The sequence below is a fragment of the Sphaerisporangium rubeum genome, assembly GCF_014207705.1.
Taxonomy (GTDB): domain Bacteria; phylum Actinomycetota; class Actinomycetes; order Streptosporangiales; family Streptosporangiaceae; genus Sphaerisporangium; species Sphaerisporangium rubeum.
On sequence record NZ_JACHIU010000001.1, the window covers coordinates 4,561,765 to 4,576,306 of the forward strand.

A 14,542-nucleotide genomic window follows, 5' to 3' on the forward strand; every position below is an offset into this window, starting at 1 on the left:
TCTCCATGCCGGAATCCTCCCAGGTCACAGAGCAAGTCGTAGCAGGCCGCTACCGCCTGCTCGAACGAATCGGCCGAGGCGGGATGGGCACGGTGTGGCGTGCCCGTGACGAGGTCCTCGGCCGCGACGTCGCGGTCAAGGAGGTCATCGCACCCCCAGAACTGACCGACCAGGAACGCGAGGTCTTCGCGGTGCGCACGTTCCGGGAGGCGCGGGCCGCGGGACGGGTGAGCCACCCGAGCGTCGCCACGGTCTACGACGCGTTCGAGGAGAACGGCCACCCCTGGCTCGTCATGCAGCTCGTCCCGTCGGACACCCTCGGCGCGTACGTCCGCGACCACGGGCCGCTGCCGCCGGTGCGGGTGGCCCGCATCGGACTGGAGGTGCTGGCCGCGCTGCGCGCCGCGCACCAGGCCGGGGTGCTGCACCGGGACGTCAAGCCCGACAACGTGCTGCTCGCCAAGGGCAGCGGCCGTGCCGTGCTCACCGACTTCGGCATCGCGACACTCGAGGACGACTCGCCGGTCACCAGGACCGGCATGCTGGTCGGCACCCCGGCGTTCATCGCGCCGGAACGTGCCGCGGGCGGCCAGGCCACCCGCGCGTCGGACCTGTGGTCCCTCGGGGTGACGCTGTACGTGGCGGCGGAGGGCCGCTCGCCGTTCCACCGCGGCAATCCGCTGGCGACGCTCGGCGCCGTGATGCACGACCCGCCGGAGCCGATGCGCCACGCCGGGCCGCTCGCCCCGCTGCTCGAAGGACTGCTGCACAAGGACCCGGAGCAGCGGCTGAGCGCCGCCGACGCCGAGACGTACCTGCGGATGGTGGCAGCGGGTCTCGCGCCGGAGGCCACGGCCCCCGCCGTCCCCGCGCAGCGTCGTGGCCCCGACTCGGCGGCGGCCGTCGCGGCGGCCCCCACCCCGCCGGCCCACCGGCCGGCCGCGGACGGCCCCCGGCACGGCCCGTTCGCCGTCGGCGCCGTCCCGGTGACCGGAGACGTGCACCCCGCCGACACCAGCCCCGCCACGGAGCCCCCCGCGCGTGCCGGAGGCGGCGGCCGTGGCATGGCGCTCGCCGGGCTCGGCGCTCTGGTGTTGTCGGTGGCGCTGGTGACCGGCGGCGCCGCCTGGATGATGGCCCAGATGGACGGCCGGCAGACCACGCCGACGGTGTCCCCGACGGTGCGGGTGACCGTGTCGGTCACCCCCACGCCGCCTCCCGCCACCGAACCCGTCAGCCGCGGCGGCCGTCCCTCGTACTCGCAGGCTCCCCCGGTCGTGCCGTCCGCCAAGCGGACCGGCGGCGGCGAGAACAAGACCGACGACAAAGGACCGGCCGACAAGGCGCCCAAGGACGACAAGGGTCCCAAGCCCAAGGACAAGGGCCCGAAGGACGACAGCGGCAAGAGCGGCAAGCCCTCCGGGCCGCCGAAGAGCCAGTCTCCGGAGCCCGAGGACAGCAGCGGCGCCGGCGAGATCCCGCCGGGCCACGCCGAGCAGGGCTCACCGAAGCACGGCGGCCCGAAGAACGGGAACCAGGGCGGCCCGGGTGGCGGCGTGAACGCACCGCTGCACTCGGTGAACGCGAACGAGGAGGCCTCCACGCCGCTCCTGACGCACGACGTCTGACCGCCGCCAGGGGGACGGCGGTCAGGACTCGGCGCGGACCGTGTCGAGCACGCGCGCGAGGTCGGCGGGATGCTCGCTGGTGAAGGTGACCTGGTCGCCGGTGACCGGATGCTCGAACGACAGCGACACGGCGTGCAGCCACTGGCGGGTCAGGCCGAGGCGGGCCGCGAGGCGAGGATCGGCGCCGTACATGAGGTCCCCCACGCAGGGGTGGCGGGTGGCGGACATATGGACGCGGATCTGGTGGGTTCTGCCGGTCTCCAGGCGGATGTGCAGCAGGGACGCGGCGCGGAACGCCTCGACGGTGTCGTAGTGGGTGACCGACGGCTTGCCACCGGCGACCACGGCGAACCGGCCGTCGCCGGCCGGGTGGCGGTCGATGGGTGCGTCGACGGTGCCGCGCAGCGGGTCGGGGTGGCCCTGGACCAAGGCGTGGTAGCGCTTGTCCACGGTGCGTTCCTTGAAGGCGCGCTTGAGCCGTGAGTAGGCGACCTCGCTCTTGGCGACCACCATGACGCCGGTGGTGTTGGCGTCCAGGCGGTGCACGATGCCCTGACGCTCGGCGGCGCCGCTGGTGGCGACCCGGTGGCCGGTGCCGAGGAGCCCGCCGAGCACGGTCGGTCCGGTCCAGCCCACAGTGGGGTGCGCGGCGACGCCGATGGGTTTGTCCACCACCACGATGTCGTCGTCCTCGTACAGCACCCGCATGCCGGGAACCGGCTCGGCGACGGGGACCGGGGCCGCCGGCGGCGGGGGGATCACGACCTCCAGCCAGGCGCCGGCGTGCACGCGGTCGGACTTGGCGGCGGTCGCGCCGTCCAGCTGCACGTCACCGGCGGAGATCAGCTCGGCGGCGCGGGTGCGGGAGAAGCCGAACAGCCGCGCGAGCGCGGCGTCGAGCCGCTCCCCCTCAAGGCCGTCGGGGACGGGGAGGCTGCGCAGGTCACCCATGTGACTCACCGGACCCGGCGTCGCCGCCGCCGGCGGCGGGCCGTCCAGGCGAGGTGCCGGAGGGCTCCGTCTCGGCGCCGGCCCGGGTGCCGTCCATCTGGTAGCCGCGCCACGCGAGGAACACCGCGATGATCCCGCCGCACACGATGGCGGAGTCGGCGACGTTGAACACAGGGAAGCCCGTGGCGGGGAACACCTCGATCCAGTCGACGACGTGGCCCTGCAGCGGCGCGGGTGCGCGGAAGACGCGGTCGGTGAGGTTGCCGAGGGCACCGCCGAGGAGCAGGCCGAGGGTGAGGGCCCACGGCAGGCTGCGCAGCCGGCGCGCGGTGCGGAGGATGGCGACGACCACGATGGCGGCGATGACGGTGAAGATCACGGTCATGCCGGTCCCGATGCTGAACGCCGCGCCGGGGTTGCGGATCACCCGCAGCCGCAGCACCTCGGAGATCACCGTGACCGGGTCTCCGCCTTCGAGCACCGACACCACGACGGTCTTGCTGATCAGGTCGAGCACGTAGACCGCGACCGCGACCGCGACGAGGAGGCCCATGCGGCGCGCACCCCGCCGCACGACGGCGGGCTCCCCTGTGGCGCCGGCGTCCGAGGCTCCGGCGTCCCCGGCGGACCCCGCCGCCGGGTCGTTCAGCGGCGCTCCTCCCGTTGCTTGCACGACACGCACAGCGTCGCCCTCGGGAACGCCCGCAGCCGCTCCTTGCCGATCGGCTTGTGGCACGATTCGCACACTCCGTAAGTTCCTGAGTCGATGCGGGCCATCGCCCGCTCGTTCTGCGCGACCAGGTCCCGCGCATTCAGGGTAAGGGCGATCTCGCGTTCCCGCTCATAGGTCTTGGCGCCGGCGTCCGCCTGATCGTCCCCCGCGCTGTCGCTGATGTCCCCGGAGGCGATCTGGGACTCGGCCCGCGCGATCTCGGCGTTGAGCTCTTCGATCTCCCCCTGCAGACGGTGCCGGACCGCCGACAGTTCCTCGCCGGTCCAGCCGCCGCCGTCAATCTGAGTGGCGGGCTTACCCGCCCGCGCCACACCGGCCATGCAGGCCTCCTCGCCGATCACGCCTTTGAGCAGTGCGGGAAGCTTAGGTCGGCCATTTCGGAAGAACAACCGACGCGCCGACCGTTTACGTCATCCGTAACGCCGCCGCCCTTTCGGTCAATTCCTGGTGATCTCCCAGGATCTCGATGACCTTGTCCCTGCTGGTCGCCCCGCTGACCAGCCGTACGTCTCCCCGGCGCACCCCGAACGCCGCGGCCACCGCGCGCAGCGCGGCCTCGGTGGCCTTGCCGTCCACGGCGCGCGCGCCGACCCTCACCACGACGGCGTCCTCACCGTACGCGCCGCCGACCGATTCGCGGGCCGAGCCCGGCTTCACCCTGATCACCAGCCGCATATCCGGTACCGAGCCTCCTTGCCGGTGAGATATCGTTTCAGATTGCAAGGCGTTGATGGGGACGAGTACCTCCGCACCCCTCGCCGTAGCGACCCGGGGACGGTGTGAGCCCGGGGCGAGGCCGGAGGGAAGATCACCCCGGAGCCGCCGGAAGAACGGCCGCCACGGCCCAGTAGACCCGGCCACGAAGACAAGAGTGGGCCTCGATCAGGGAGATTCTCCGCGATCGTGGTCAAGGAGGGTGGTACCGCGGGGCCCCGCGCCTCGTCCCTTCACGCAGACCAGCAATCTTTCGCGTGGAGGACCGGTCCCGACGATGACTTCACCCTACTTCCGCCCGCTCCCCTCGCGGGTCGATCTTCCCGCCTTCGAGCAGGAGACGCTCACCCGGTGGCGTGACGGGAAGGTCTTCGAGCGCTCCCTGGAACAGAACTCCGGCGGCCCTTCCTGGGTGTTCTACGAGGGCCCGCCGACGGCCAACGGCATGCCAGGCGTGCACCACGTCGAGGCCCGGGTGTTCAAGGACGTGTTCCCCCGCTACAAGTCGATGCGCGGGTTCTCCGTGCCGCGCAAGGCCGGCTGGGACTGCCACGGCCTGCCGGTCGAGGTGGCGGTGGAGAAGGAGCTCGGCCTCTCCGGCAAGCCGGAGATCGAGGCGTACGGCATCGCGGCGTTCAACGAGCGCTGCCGCGAGTCGGTGCTGCGGCACGTGGACGCGTTCGAGGAGATGACCGAGCGCATGGGCTACTGGGTCGACATGACCCAGGCCTACCGCACCATGGACCCCGCCTACGTCGAGGCGGTGTGGTGGTCGCTGAAGGTCATCTGGGACAAGGAGCTGCTGTTCCGCGACTTCCGCATCACGCCGTACTGCCCGCGCTGCGGCACCGGCCTGTCGGACCACGAGCTCGGCCAGCCCGGCGGGTACGAGACGGTGCGCAGCCCGTCGGTGTACGTGCGCATGCCGGTGACCTCCGGCCGTTTCGAGGGCGCCGATCTGCTGGTGTGGACCACCACGCCGTGGACCCTGGTGTCCAACACGGCCGTCGCGGTGCACCCCGACGTGACGTACGTCGTCGCGGCCAAGGACGGCGAGCGGCCGGTGATCGTGGCCGAGCCGCTGCTCGGCGCGGCGCTCGGCGAGGGCTGGACGGTCACCGGTCACGTCCAGGGGACCGAGCTGGAGCACACGCCGTACTCCCGGCCGTTCGAGCTGGTCGACATCCCCGGCGCGCACTTCGTGGTCCTCGCCTCCTACGTCACCGTGGAGGACGGCACCGGGCTGGTGCACCAGGCGCCGGCGTTCGGCGCCGACGACATGACGACCTGCAAGCGGTACGGCCTGCCGGTGGTCAACCCGGTCGGCCCGGACGGCCGGTTCACGGCCGAGGTGCCGATGGTCGGCGGGGTGTTCTTCAAGGACGCCGACGAGCGGCTGACCGAGGACCTGCGGGCCAGGGGCCTGCTGCTGCGCGGGGAGCACTTCGAGCACAGCTACCCGCACTGCTGGCGGTGCCACACGCCGCTGCTGTACTACGCGCTCCCCTCCTGGTACATCAGGACCACGGCCGTCAAGGACCGGCTGCTGGCCGAGAACGCCGGCACCAACTGGTTCCCGGCGACCATCAAGGACGGCCGGTACGGCGAGTGGCTGCGCAACAACGTCGACTGGGCCCTGTCGCGGTCGCGCTACTGGGGCACGCCGCTGCCGCTGTGGGTGTGCACCGCCGACGAGTCCCACGTGACGTGCGTGGGGTCACTCAAGGAGCTCGGGGACCTCGCGGGCCGCGACCTGACCGCGCTGGACCCGCACCGGCCGTACGTCGACGACGTGACCTTCGCCTGTCCGGTGTGCGGCGACGAGGCCCGCCGCGTGCCGGACGTGATCGACGTGTGGTACGACTCCGGCGCGATGCCGTTCGCGCAGTGGGGTGCGCCGCACGTGAACAAGGACGTCTTCGAGCGGGCCTACCCGGGCCAGTTCATCTGCGAGGCGATCGACCAGACCCGCGGCTGGTTCTACTCCATGATGGCCGTCGGCACGCTGGTGTTCGACCGGTCGTCGTACGAGAACGTGCTGTGCCTCGGGCTGATCCTGGCCGAGGACGGCCGCAAGATGAGCAAGCACCTCGGCAACGTGCTGCAGCCGGTGCCGCTGATGGAGCAGCACGGCGCCGACGCGCTGCGGTGGTTCATGGCGACCTCCGGCTCGCCGTGGTCGCCGCGCCGGGTCGGCCACGCGGCCCTTGAGGAGATCGTCCGCAAGGTCCTGCTGACCTACTGGAACACCACCTCGTTCTTCACGCTGTACGCCAACGCCGAGTCGTGGTCGCCGGAGCGGCTGGCGCAAGCCCCCGCGCCGGCGGACCGGCCGCTGATCGACCGGTGGGCCCTGGCCGAGCTGAACCGCACCGTGGCCGAGGTCACCGACGCCATGGAGGTGTTCGACACCGCGCGCGCGGGCCGGCGGATCACCGAATTCCTCGACGACCTGTCCAACTGGTACGTGCGCCGTTCCCGGCGCCGGTTCTGGTCCGGCGACGTGTCGGCGTTCGCCACGCTGTACGGCGCGCTGGAGACGGTGACGCGGCTGATGGCGCCGCTGGTGCCGTTCGTCACCGACTACGTGTGGGACGTGCTGCGCGCGCCGGACGCGCCGTCGTCGGTCCACCTGGCCTCCTGGCCGCAGGTCGAGCACGAGCTTCTCGACCCGGCCCTGTCGGAGCGCATGGCGCTGGTGCGCCGGCTGGTGGAGCTCGGCAGGTCCGCGCGGGCCGGCAGCGGCGTCAAGACCCGTCAGCCGCTGGCGCGGGCCCTGGTCGGCGCCGCCGGATGGTCCTCGCTGCCCGCGTCACTGCGTGAACTGATCGCCGACGAGCTCAACGTGCGGTCCCTGGAGGACCTGTCGGCGTACTCGGCGGACCTGGTGTCGTTCACCGTGAAGCCGAACTTCCGTGCGCTCGGCAAGCGGTTCGGCGCCGGCACCAAGGCGGTCGCCGCAGCGGTCGCCGCCGCCGACCCGGCGACGCTGGCCGCGGCGATCCGGGCCGGCGACACCGCGACGGTGGTCGTGTCCGGCGAGAAGGTCACGCTCGGCGCGGACGACCTGATCGTCACCGAGCACCCGAAGGCCGGCTGGGCCGTGGAGACCGGCGCGGTCGGCACCGGCTCGGGTGAGACCGTGGCCCTGGACCTGGAGGTCACCCCGGAGCTGTACCGCGCGGGCCTGGTCCGTGACGTCGTCCGCCTGGTGCAGGAGGCACGCAAGGCCACCGGCCTGGAGATCACCGACCGGATCTCGCTGTGGTGGACGGCGGACGGCGACCTCGCCGAGGCTCTGCGCGACGGCGCGGGCCACGTGGCGGACGAGGTGCTCGCCACCACGATCAGCGAAGGCGCGCCTCCGGCGGACCTGCCGGCACACCACGACGCCGAGCTCGGCCTCACGTTCCACGTGAGCCTGGCCGGCTGACGGTTCCGCGTCGAGGGCCCCGGCGGATGATCCCGCCGGGGCCCTTTACAAAGTCAGGCGCGAGCGAGCACCAGAGCGAAGTCGCCGGCGGGGTCGGTGTAGATGTGGTCGACGGCGAGGCCGGCGGCGGTGAGCTCGGCGCGCAGGCCGGGGAGGCGGAACTTGGCGCTGATCTCGGTGCGCATCTGCTCGCCGTCCGCGAAGGACACCTCCAGCCCGAGCGCGCGCACGCGGACCCGCATCGGCCGGGTGGCGCGCAGCCGCATCTCGATCCACCCGGCGGTCTCGTCGTACCGGGCCACGTGCGCGAAGTCATCGGGGACGAAGTCCGCGTCGAGTTCGTGGTTGATGACGTGCAGCACGTTGCGGTTGAACTCGGCGGTGACGCCGGCCGCGTCGTCGTAGGCGGCGACCAGGCGGCCGGTGTCCTTGACCAGGTCGGCGCCGAGCAGGAACGTGTCGCCGCGGCTCATCGTGGCGCGCAGCGCGCCGAGGAACGCGCGGCGCGCGGCGGGGTCGAGGTTGCCGATGGTCCCGCCGAGGAAGGCCGTCATCCGGGGGGTCGATCTCGGCAGGCCGGCGAGTTGGTGCTCGAAGTCGGCGCGCACCGGCTGGACGGTGAGCCCGGGGTAGCGGATGCCGAGGCGGCGGGCCGCCGACAGCAAGGTGGTGGCGTCGACGTCCACCGGGGTGTAGGCGGCCAGGCCCTTGGCGGTGAGCGCGTCGAGAAGCAGAGTGGTCTTCTCGCTGGTACCCGAACCGAGTTCCACCAGGGTGCCGGCGGCGGCGCGCGCGGCGATGTCGCCGGCGTGCTCACGCAGGATCGCCGTCTCACGGCGGGTGGGGTAGTACTCCGGCAGGCGGGTGATCCGGGAGAACAGGTCGCTGCCGCGCGCGTCGTAGAACCACTTCGGCGGCAGGTGCTTGGGGGTCGCGGTGAGGCCGGTGCGGACGTCGTGCTCCAAGGCGCGGCGCAGATGGTCCTCGCCGAGGTGGTCGACGAGGCGCACGGACGAGACAGGCGAACGGCTGACAGGCACGGGTGTCTCCCGGTTCGTTGACGGTCGGGTCACAGAGGGTCGGCGCGCACGCCGTCGCCGGTGACGACAAGCAGGTGGCGGTCGGGGACGGGACGCCAGGCGGGGTCGTCGTCGAGCGGTTCGCTCGCGACCAGGACGCCGTCGGGGTCCGCGCGCAGGTAGAGGGTGTCGCCCCAGGTGGTGGCCGCGACGGTGGCGCCGTCGCAGGCGAGCAGGTTCAGCCGGGCCTCCGGGTCCTTGCCCCCGGTCCTGGTGACCGTCTCGGCGAGCGCGGCGCCGAGAGAGGTGCCGGCCTGGAGCAGGCCGAAGACACCGGCGGCCAGCCAGGCCGCGTCGCAGGTGCTCTCGGCGTCGGCGGCCAGGCAACGCACGGCGTCCCTGGCGGCGCGGCCGTTGAGGCTGAGCAGGTGGCGGCCGTCGGTGAACGGCGCGGTGGCGGTCTCCTCGATCGGCATGCCGGCGGTGGCCGACCGCACGGCGGCCAGCAGGCAGCCCGAGCGCGCGACCTGCGCGAGCGCCGGCAGGTTGGCATCCGACCAGATCGGGATCGTCCTGCGGTACCTGACGGGCTCGGCGCGGGCCGGGTCGTACCAGCCCATGCCGAAGCCGTCGGCGTTGACCCGGCCGTGGCGCTGCATGCGCGGCGCGTACGACTGGGTCAGCAGGCCGTGCTCCGGTTCCCCGATGAGGGACGCGAGCGCGCGAGGTGCGCCGAGCCAGGCGGCGTGACGGCACATCTACGCGCACCCCCGGGGCCCGCGCGACGGGCCGGCGGGCCGCATCAGGCCTGCTCCGGGGTGGCGGAACGCGCGCAGCGGAAGCCGGAGAAGATCTGCCGGCGGATGGGGTGGTCCCAGTTGCGGAACGTCGTGCGGACCGCGGCGGGGTCGGCGGCCCAGGAGCCGCCGCGCAGCACCCGGTATCCGGAGCCGAAGAAGACCTCGCTGTACTCCGGATAGGGGAAGCTGCGGAACCCGGGGTAGGGCTGGAACGTCGAGGCGGTCCACTCCCAGACGTCGCCGACCATCTGCTCGGCGCCGCAGGGGCTCGCACCGGAGGGGTAGGCGCCGATCGGCGCGGGCCGCGCGGCACGGTGACCGAGGTTGGCCCGGCCGGGTCCCGGGTCGTCCTCCCCCCAGGGGTAGGTGCGGGTCCGGCCGGTCCCGGGATCGAAGCCGCAGGCCTTCTCCCACTCGGCCTCGGTGGGAAGGCGGCGGCCGGCGAAGCGCGCGTAGGCGTCGGCCTCGTACCAGCAGACGTGCTGCACCGGCTCGTCCATCGGCACCGGCTCGGTACGGCCGAAGCGGGTGCGCCACCAGGTGTCCCCGTCCCTGGTCCAGAACAGCGGGGCCACGGCGCCGGTCTCCGTGCGCCAGCGCCACCCCTCGGGGGTCCACCATCGGGGGTCGTCGTAGCCGCCGGCGTCGAGGAACGCGGTGTAGGCCTGGTTGCTCACCGGGAACCGGTCGATCCAGTACGCCGGCAGGTCCACCCGGTGCGCGGGCCGCTCGTTGTCGTAGGCCCACGGCTGCGTGTCGGTCCCCATGAGGAACGACCCCGCCGGCACGAACACCTCCTCGGGGCCGCCGGGCCGTCCCGGCGGGAGCGCGGCGTCACGCACCAGGCCCGGCTCGCCGGACAGTTGAAGCGTGGCCAGCATGGTCTCGTCGTGCTGGTGCTCGTGCTGGATGACCAGGCCGAACACGAAGCCCTGCCGGTGCAGCGGGTCGGGCGAGTCGAAGTCCACCGCGGACAGGACGTCGAACACCCGGCCGCGCACCCCTTCGATGTAGCGGCGCGCCTCGGCGGGCCGGAGCATCGGCAGGGAGGGACGGTCCTTGCGGGGGGTCTTGAAGGCGTCGTAGATGTCGTCGATCTCGGGGCGGACCGGCTCGATGCCGCCGGCGGCCCGCAGCACCCACAGTTCCTCGTAGTTGCCGACGTGCGCGAGGTCCCACACCAGGGGGGACATCAGCGGTGAGTGCTGACGGGTCAGCAGGTCGTCCTCGGCGTCGGTGTAGGTGAGCGAGCGGTCGCGCACGGCCTGAAGCTGCGCGGCGATCCGTTCCTTCAGGTCGTTCACAGGTGTCCTTCCATCAGCCGGGTCCCGATCGGGGGCCCGTCGAGGAGCGCGGCGGCCGGGGACCGGCCCGGGGTGACGTGACGGTCGGCGAAGTCCGCCACCGCGCGGATCAGGCCGGGGTGCGCGCCGAGACGAGGCAGCGCGTCGAGCGCGGCGTGGAAGCACTCCTGCGCCGCGCGCCGCAGCGGCGCACCGGCCAGACCGTCCCGCGCCGCGGTCCGCCACAGGCCGCGGCACGGCTCGGCGGCGGCGCAGGCGGCCCCGGCCGCCTTGTCGTCGGTGATCAGGGCATGGGTGACGGCCACGCAGACGGGCCACACGGCCGGGGACTGCGCGTCGAGGTAGCGGATCTCCAGCCAGCCCCGTGGACGCACCGGCGGGAACACGGTGGTGGCGTGGTAGGCCACCTCGGCCTTCGTGACGCCGGTCGCGGCGATCCTGTCCCGCAGCGTCGTACCGTCGCGCACCTGCCGGCAGCGGCCGTCGCCGTCCCGCAGGACCATCAGGCGCGCGTCCAGCAGGTAGGCGGCCCACGCGGCGGCCGGGTCCGCCGCGGCGGGCACCGGGGCCGTGCGGGTCCGGTCGAGGTTCTCCCAGACCTCCTGCCGGCCCGACATCCAGCCGGTCGGCCCGCGGGCCCCGAGCGGCGAGTTGGCGAAGGCCGCGACCAGGACCGGCCCGAGCAGGTGCGCGCGCTCCCAGCGGACCTCAGGCGCCGCACCGAGATCCAGGTTGACCTGGATCGACGCGGTCGAGCACATCATGAGCGGCCCGTACGGCGCACCGAAGTGCCTCGCCATCGCCTCGTACCTCGGCTCGGTGAGCTGCCGCACCGGCGGCCGCACCGGATCCAGGCCCACCCCCGCCGGCGCCAGACCCGCGTCCAGCAGCGCGGCCCTCACCGCCTCCACGTCCGCGCCGAGCCGCCGCACCGCGCCGGTCAGCGTCCCCGGTGGCCCGGACAGTTCGAGCTGCCCCCCCGGCTCGAACGTCACCCTGCTCCCCCCCGGCAGCTCGGGAAGCGCCGCCACGACCTCGCCGACCGGCACCGGCCGCGCGGGGTCCCGCCGGTCGTACACCAGGAACTCCAGCTCGGCCCCGACGCGCTCCTCCCCCGCAACCGCGGCGAAGCACTCCCGCGCGAACTCCTCGACCCCCGCGGCGTCCCGGATCAGCACGTCCTGCGTCAGCCCGCTCGTCATCCCGTGCCCCCCACAGCGTCGGCGTACGGATACACAGACCCTTGAGGACGTCAGGCGTTACAGCCCGACGGCGAATCAACCCGCGGACGACACCAGGCTCACAGCAAGGACGTGGCCGGTGGCGCGCTCGGTGCGGGACGGTCGTCGGGGACCGGCTCCGGGGCCGTCGTCACCTCCGGGGCGGACGGCAGGGACGTCTCCCCCACGAGGCCGGTTCCCTCCAGCAGGGACATGTGGGTGCGGACGAAACGCGCGGCGAGGTCGGCGAAGTCGCGGATGGCGGAGTTCCGCGTGGTCGCGCGGACCTGCGCGATGACCGGGAAGACCTTGCCGTGCGCCACGCGCAGGCGGGTCACGGCGGTCTGGTCGAACTCCTCGCCGGTCTTGAGGAAGATCTCCATGATCCAGCCCTGCTGCTCGTCGGTCGGCTCGTCGGGAAGCGGCACCCGGAGCCGCGCGGCGACCGCGCGGACGTCCGCGTCCAGCAGCTCGTGCTGCCGCGCGATCTCGCCGAGGTTCTTGCGGGTCTTCTCCCCCACGGCTCGGGCCGCGGCCTCACGTCCCACGGGGATCTCCCACAGTCCGGCCTGGCGCACCTTGACGAGCAGGTCGATGTCGGCGGGGCTCAGCGGGCCGGTGTCACGCGGGCTCTGGTCCAGCAGCTTGGTCGCGGGTGGCGCGACCGGGGCCGGCTCGCCGGGAGGGACGACCTCCGGCGGAGGGCCGGCGTCCGGCGGCGCGGGGATCGCCGCCGAGTCGGCGAAACCGGTGGCCTCCAGCAGGTCCATGTGCGCGTTGACGAACCGCGCCGCGAGCTCGGCGAAGTCACGCACCAGCGTGTTGCGGGTGGTGGCGCGCACCTGCGCGATCACAGGGAAGACGGTGCCGTGCGCCTGGCGGAGCCGCTTCACGGCGGTGCGGTCGTACGCCGTGCCCGACTTGCCGGAGATCTCCGCGATCCACCCGAGCTGCTCGTCGGTGGGGGTGTCCGGCAGCGTGACCCGCAGCTTGCGCGCCACGGCCCGTACGTCGGCGTCCAGCAGCACATGCTGCCGTGCCATCTCCCCGAGGTTGGTCCTCGTCCGGGGACGCGCCGCCTTGGTCCTGGCCTCCCGGCCCACCGGGATCTCCCACAGCCCCGCCAGCCGTACCTTCATCAACAACACCCGGTCCGCCGGGGACAACGGCCCCCACTCGGTGTCCACGAAGTCCCCTGCCGCCGCCGGAGCCGCCGCGGGCCCCGCGGTCCCGGTGGCCGCCACGAACGCCGGCACGTCGCCGTCGGGCCGCGCTCCCTCCGGCGCCGCGCACGCGCCGACGAGCTGAAGCACGACGAGCCCGCTCGCCGCCGTGACCGCGATCCTGCCACCCGCGTACCGCATGGACTCCGCCCCTTCCCGCGTGGCCGAGGCCTGGCTCGCGCTCGGCGTCACCGGAAGGTACGGCCGGCCGCCACAGACGGTTCACCTCCGGCGCCGCCGGTGGCGTCGCGAGGTCATGGCCGGGTCGTCGTGACCCCGGCCATGACCGGTCGAATCCGGGACAGGGCCGGTCAGGGACGGCGGGGGTCGGGAGAAGGCCGGTCAGGGACGCGGGAGGCGCGGAAGGCGGCGAGGAGGCGGGAGCGGACGCGGGAGGAGAGCGCGGGTGCGGGGAGGCCGCCGAGTGCGGTGACGGTGGCGCGGAGTTCGGTGAGGTACTCGGCGCAGGACGCACAGGCGGTGAGGTGGCGGTCGAAGTTCTGGCGGGTGGCGGCGTCCAGGGCGTCGTCGAGGTAGAGCGGGGTGAGTTCCCCGAAGTCCTCGCAACTGAAACGCTTCACTTTCACGACCGCCTCGACCTTTGCTCTCTGAACCGTTTCACTACTCCGTTCGCTTCACGGTAGCGAAGTAACCCGCCAGACGGCCACGCACGGTGGTGCGGGCCCGATGGAGGAGGACACGCTGATTGGCCGGGGTGAGATCAAGGATCTCGCAGACCTCCTCCGAGGTGAATCCTTCCACGTCCCGCAACATGATCACGCTACGTTGCCGCGCCGGCAGGTCCGCCAGCGCGGCCGCGATCGTGATCCGCGCCTCCGCGGCCAGCGCCTCCCCCTCAGGCGTCGGCCACCGTCCCGGCGAGTCCCACACACCGGACGGCATCTCCGGCGGCCCACCGGCGTCACCGAACGCCGCACTCCACGGAACGCTGCGGCTCTCGCGCACACCACGCTTGACCGCGGTGTTGACCACGATGCGATAGATCCACGTCCTCAGGGAGCACCGCCCCTCGAAGTCGTCGACGGCCCCGACGACAGCCAGCCAGGTGTCCTGCACGACCTCCTCTGCGGACTCGGATGTGGACACATAGCCGCGGGCCACTCTCAGCATGCCCGGCGACCAGGCGTCCAGCACCGCCGCGAACATCGCCTCGTCCCCAGCCCTCAGGGCCGCGACGACGACGTCGTCCGGAGGCAACGCCACGATCGTCTCCTCCCGGTCAAGGCGTCATACCCGGACATCATTCCACCCATGTCTCGAACAGTCGTTCCCTGCCGGAACCGCCACATAAGCCGACGGCCGCCGGTGGACACATCGGCCCTGTCGAGTGCGTGTCCGGGGCTGACGAACGCAGCCGGTGGGTGTCCGGAGCCACCTGTCGAGTCGCCGGACCGCCGCGAAGGGTGCCATGGCGGCGTCGGCCGTGGTGGCGTGGTCGCCGTGAACCACTCCCCCACGCGGCCGAAACCCGGCACCACCTCATCTGCGGCAGCGAA

Annotated in this window: 13 protein-coding genes; 2 read left to right on the plus strand and 11 right to left on the minus strand. The window is 73.0% G+C overall.

All coding sequences use genetic code 11. The features are described 5' to 3' along the window. Positions 1-5 precede the first annotated feature (5 nt). A complete protein-coding gene (locus BJ992_RS19575; protein WP_184983063.1) occupies positions 6-1,628 on the plus strand; it encodes a serine/threonine-protein kinase in 1,623 nt (540 codons plus the stop codon). Positions 1,629-1,649: 21 nt separating this feature from the next. Here the strand turns inward: BJ992_RS19575 and BJ992_RS19580 are convergent, their stop codons facing one another. From BJ992_RS19580 to BJ992_RS19595, 4 genes are all read right to left on the minus strand, one after another. Then, a complete protein-coding gene (locus tag BJ992_RS19580) occupies positions 1,650-2,579 on the minus strand; it encodes an RluA family pseudouridine synthase (protein WP_184983065.1) in 930 nt (309 codons plus the stop codon). After that, entirely contained in the window at positions 2,572-3,252 is a 681-nt protein-coding gene (gene lspA, locus BJ992_RS19585) for a signal peptidase II (RefSeq protein WP_343072759.1), read from the minus strand. Before lspA ends, BJ992_RS19580 begins: the two co-directional genes overlap by 8 nt. After that, positions 3,225-3,632 carry a TraR/DksA family transcriptional regulator gene (locus BJ992_RS19590; RefSeq protein ID WP_184988535.1) on the minus strand — a complete coding sequence of 136 codons (408 nt, stop codon included), beginning with the start codon at positions 3,630-3,632 and terminating at the stop codon, positions 3,225-3,227. The genes lspA and BJ992_RS19590 overlap by 28 nt, the downstream gene beginning before the upstream one ends. A gap of 85 nt (positions 3,633-3,717) precedes the next feature. Continuing rightward, entirely contained in the window at positions 3,718-3,987 is a 270-nt protein-coding gene (locus tag BJ992_RS19595; protein WP_184983069.1) for a DUF167 domain-containing protein, read from the minus strand. A gap of 316 nt (positions 3,988-4,303) precedes the next feature. Between BJ992_RS19595 and ileS the strand changes: the two genes are divergently transcribed. Further along, positions 4,304-7,459, plus strand: coding sequence for an isoleucine--tRNA ligase (gene ileS, locus BJ992_RS19600; protein ID WP_184983071.1), 3,156 nt, complete (start codon positions 4,304-4,306; stop codon positions 7,457-7,459). 53 nt (positions 7,460-7,512) lie between these two features. Here ileS and egtD read toward each other — a convergent pair whose 3' ends face one another. From egtD to BJ992_RS19635, 7 genes are all read right to left on the minus strand, one after another. Further along, a complete protein-coding gene (gene egtD / locus BJ992_RS19605) occupies positions 7,513-8,499 on the minus strand; it encodes an L-histidine N(alpha)-methyltransferase (RefSeq protein WP_184983073.1) in 987 nt (328 codons plus the stop codon). A gap of 29 nt (positions 8,500-8,528) precedes the next feature. Then, a complete protein-coding gene (gene egtC / locus BJ992_RS19610; RefSeq protein ID WP_184983075.1) occupies positions 8,529-9,236 on the minus strand; it encodes an ergothioneine biosynthesis protein EgtC in 708 nt (235 codons plus the stop codon). A 44-nt stretch (positions 9,237-9,280) separates the two neighbouring features. Then, the gene (gene egtB, locus BJ992_RS19615; RefSeq protein ID WP_184983077.1) at positions 9,281-10,582 is read right to left on the minus strand and encodes an ergothioneine biosynthesis protein EgtB; all 1,302 of its coding nucleotides are present in this window, start codon (positions 10,580-10,582) and stop codon (positions 9,281-9,283) included. After that, positions 10,579-11,784 (minus strand): glutamate-cysteine ligase family protein, encoded by a 1,206-nt coding sequence (locus BJ992_RS19620; RefSeq protein ID WP_184983079.1) that lies wholly within the window; start codon positions 11,782-11,784, stop codon positions 10,579-10,581. Before BJ992_RS19620 ends, egtB begins: the two co-directional genes overlap by 4 nt. Before the next feature lie 98 nt (positions 11,785-11,882). Next, positions 11,883-13,166 carry a DUF4142 domain-containing protein gene (locus BJ992_RS19625; protein WP_184983081.1) on the minus strand — a complete coding sequence of 428 codons (1,284 nt, stop codon included), beginning with the start codon at positions 13,164-13,166 and terminating at the stop codon, positions 11,883-11,885. Positions 13,167-13,336: 170 nt separating this feature from the next. Then, the gene (locus tag BJ992_RS19630; protein WP_184983083.1) at positions 13,337-13,612 is read right to left on the minus strand and encodes a zf-HC2 domain-containing protein; all 276 of its coding nucleotides are present in this window, start codon (positions 13,610-13,612) and stop codon (positions 13,337-13,339) included. 34 nt (positions 13,613-13,646) lie between these two features. Next, positions 13,647-14,249: an RNA polymerase sigma factor gene (locus BJ992_RS19635; RefSeq protein WP_343072760.1), complete on the minus strand. Its 603-nt coding sequence runs from the start codon at positions 14,247-14,249 to the stop codon at positions 13,647-13,649. Between the last annotated feature and the right edge of the window lie 293 nt (positions 14,250-14,542).

Bases quoted from the DNA above. Each gene is read 5' to 3' on its own strand.
- BJ992_RS19575 (WP_184983063.1), top strand. From the start codon at position 6: ATGCCGGAATCCTCCCAGGTCACAGAGCAAGTCGTAGCAGGCCGCTAC.
- BJ992_RS19580 (WP_184983065.1), bottom strand. From the start codon at position 2,579: ATGGGTGACCTGCGCAGCCTCCCCGTCCCCGACGGCCTTGAGGGGGAG.
- BJ992_RS19590 (WP_184988535.1), bottom strand. From the start codon at position 3,632: ATGGCCGGTGTGGCGCGGGCGGGTAAGCCCGCCACTCAGATTGACGGC.
- BJ992_RS19595 (WP_184983069.1), bottom strand. From the start codon at position 3,987: ATGCGGCTGGTGATCAGGGTGAAGCCGGGCTCGGCCCGCGAATCGGTC.
- ileS (WP_184983071.1), top strand. From the start codon at position 4,304: ATGACTTCACCCTACTTCCGCCCGCTCCCCTCGCGGGTCGATCTTCCC.
- egtC (WP_184983075.1), bottom strand. From the start codon at position 9,236: ATGTGCCGTCACGCCGCCTGGCTCGGCGCACCTCGCGCGCTCGCGTCC.
- BJ992_RS19620 (WP_184983079.1), bottom strand. From the start codon at position 11,784: ATGACGAGCGGGCTGACGCAGGACGTGCTGATCCGGGACGCCGCGGGG.
- BJ992_RS19625 (WP_184983081.1), bottom strand. From the start codon at position 13,166: ATGCGGTACGCGGGTGGCAGGATCGCGGTCACGGCGGCGAGCGGGCTC.